This window comes from Sulfuricaulis sp. (assembly GCF_049587675.1).
Taxonomy (GTDB): Bacteria; Pseudomonadota; Gammaproteobacteria; order Acidiferrobacterales; family Sulfurifustaceae; genus Sulfuricaulis.
In genome coordinates this window covers 1-2,825 of sequence record NZ_JBAVEJ010000034.1, presented here as the reverse complement: position 1 = coordinate 2,825, position 2,825 = coordinate 1, and the positions used below count along the sequence as shown (strand labels likewise).

The 2,825-nt window shown below is 62.9% G+C and carries 2 protein-coding genes; both read left to right on the top strand.

Annotated elements, in window-relative coordinates:
- Window positions 1-572: ABC transporter permease (locus WB402_RS01435; RefSeq protein WP_424205031.1), on the top strand; the 572-nt coding region annotated here is incomplete at its 5' end.
- A 50-nt stretch (window positions 573-622) separates the two neighbouring features.
- Complete coding sequence (feoB, locus tag WB402_RS01430) at window positions 623-2,677, top strand: ferrous iron transport protein B (protein WP_424205029.1); 2,055 nt, start codon at window positions 623-625, stop codon at window positions 2,675-2,677.
- Window positions 2,678-2,825: the final 148 nt, after the last annotated feature.

The following is a 2,825-nucleotide window of genomic DNA, read 5'->3' as shown; positions in this document are numbered from 1 at the left end:
ATCCCAACTTCTACATGATCTTCCCGCCCGGGGCGCTCGAAGACTTCCCGGCCACTTACCTCACGAGCTTCCATCTCGCCCCGGAGCATAAATCCCTGCTCACCGCGCTGGTGCGCACCTTCCCGGCGGTGACGGTGCTCGAGATGGACCAGGTGCTGGCGCAGGTGCGGGTAATCCTCGGGCAGGTCACGGCGGCCGTGGAGCTGGTGTTGCTGTTCGTGCTTGCCTCCGGGTTTGCGGTGTTGTTCGCCGCCCTGGCCGCGAGCCTGGACGAACGGTTCCACGAAGGCGCGCTCCTGCGCGTGCTGGGCGCGAGCCGCCACCAGCTGCGCGCCGCGCATTTCACCGAATTCGCCGTGCTCGGTGTGCTCGCCGGTATTCTCGCCGCGATCGGCACGGAACTCATCGCCTACCTGCTCTACACGCGCGCATTCGAGCTCGAGTACAGCTTCAAGTGGCCGGTGTGGCTGGCGGCGCCGCTCGCCGGAGGAGTATTGATCGGGCTGGCCGGCTATTTCGGCACACGCCGTGTGGTCATCCAAAGCCCATTGACCGTGCTGCGCGAGTTGTAGCGCAACGGTTTTGCTTGTGGCGCGGTGCCTTCGTGGGAAACAATGCATTTATGAAAGAAGCGCCCCGCGCTACCGCGATCCCGCTCCGCACCCCCCTGTTCCGCGGCGAACGGCGTTTACGCATCGCCCTCGTGGGCATGCCCAACAGCGGCAAGAGCACGCTATTCCAGGCGGTATCGAGCACGTCGATCCGCACCGGCGAACTCGCCGGCACACGCCGCGCCTACGGCGAATGCGCCGTCCAGATCGGCCTCGACGAGGCGCGCGTTATCGATCTCCCGAGCATCCATTCGCTGCACCACCTCGAACATGACGATCGCGTGACGTTGCAGTATCTGCTGTGGGGCGATGAGTTGCCTCCGGTGTCGGTGCACGAGCCGGGCGGTCCGCCAGCGCCCTTCTCCCCGCCGGATGTCATTATCCAGGTGGTCGATGCCACGAGCCTGGAACGGCATCTGGAACTCACCCTGGAGCTGAGTCAGCTGGGCCGCCCCATAGTGATTGCCCTCAATATGATGGACGAGGCACGCAAGAAAGGTCTGCACATCAGCAGCAACACCCTGAGCAAACTGCTGGGCGTGCCGGTCGTGCCGACAGTGACATTGATGGGACACGGCATCTCGGAACTTTTCGCCACGGCGGTCGAGGCGGTGCGCGCCAAGGCCTGCCCGCTCCCGCAACCGGCGAGCAAGCACATCTGCGAAAAACTCCAGCCCTTGAGCAAGGCCTTGAACATCCCCGAGATTCAAACCGCGTTCCGCGTTCCGCACCCGTTGCTGGTCATGCAGTTCGCGGCGGCGGACGGCTATTTTCTGCAGGAGATGCGGCAACATTTTCCCCGTCTGTTGCCTGATTTGCTGCGCTTGCGCGACGAAGCCGAACAGACGCTCCCGCGACCGCTCGCCGAGGAACTGCATGCCGACCGCCACCACCGCGCGGCGTCCTTGTACGAGGCGGTGACCCGTGTCGGCGCCCCGTACGAAGGCGGCGGCTGGCGCTATTGGCTTGACGAATTATTTCTGCACCCGCAGTGGGGCCTGCTCGGCAGCCTCGTGGTATTCGCCGCCGTGCTGTTCGTGGTCTTCGAAGTCAGCACCTGGCTCGATGCCATGACTTCCGCCAAATTAGTCACCCTGGCTTCAGGCTGGCAACCGCTATCGACCGGCGGTGTCATCGCCCGCGCCGTGCTGGACGGTCTGATCGGTCTCGTCGGCATCGTCGTGCCGTACATGATCCCGCTGGTGTTGCTGCTGGTGGCACTGGAAGAGTCGGGCATCATGCACCGCATTGCCTTCGTCGTGGACCGCGGGTTTCATCATCTCGGCCTGCATGGCGGCGTCGCGGTCCCGTTTCTGCTGGGGCTTGGCTGCAACGTGCCGGCGATCTCCGCCGCCGCCACCGTCACCAAAGGCCGTGAGCGCGTCATCGCCTCGCTGTTGATCACTTTCGTGCCCTGCTCGGCACGCTCCGCCATCATCCTCGCGCTGGCCGGGAAATATCTGGGCGGACTGGGCGTGTTCACGATCTTCATGCTGACCATGGTGGTGATCGCGCTATTGGGGGGTCTGCTCGCGCGCCGCTTTCCCGACAGCGGTCCCGGACAGGTGCAGGAGATTCCCTCCTACGCACTGCCTGCCTGGGGCTCACTGATTTACAACACCTGGATGCGGACCAAAGACGTATTGACGATTGTCACTCCCTTGCTGGTGGGCGGCAGCGTGGTGCTGGCGCTGCTCAATCACTTCGGCGCCGACGAGCTCATCAACACCGTGTTCACGCCGGTGACCCACTGGTGGTTAGGCCTGCCGGTGGCGCTGGGCGTGCCAATCCTGTTTGGAATCCTGCGCAAGGAACTGTCGCTGCTGATGATTTATCAGGCTCTCGGCACCTTCGACATCGGTGCACATCTGGACTGGGTGCAGATCATGACGTTCCTGCTGTTCCTGACATTCTACTTCCCGTGCGTATCGACATTTGCAGTAATGTTGAAAACCATCGGCCGCAAGGAGGCGTTGTTTTCGGTATCACTGTCCGTGGGCGTGGCGCTGCTGGTTAGCGGGATTGTTCGGTTATTGCTGGAAGGGGCGCAATACCTTTCCGCCTGAAGTAATGGCTGGTGGCGCTGCTGGCTGGGATGGAACGACTGCTTCGGGAAAGCGTCGCCTGATAGTCAAGCCGCCGCGGAATATTCCTTTAGCGCCTTGGCATCGTACTCATAATAGCCGTCGGTGCGCGGACGCAGAATATTCTGGC

Excerpts from the sequence above, each read along its gene's own strand:
- feoB (WP_424205029.1), top strand. The coding sequence starts at position 623 with ATGAAAGAAGCGCCCCGCGCTACCGCGATCCCGCTCCGCACCCCCCTG.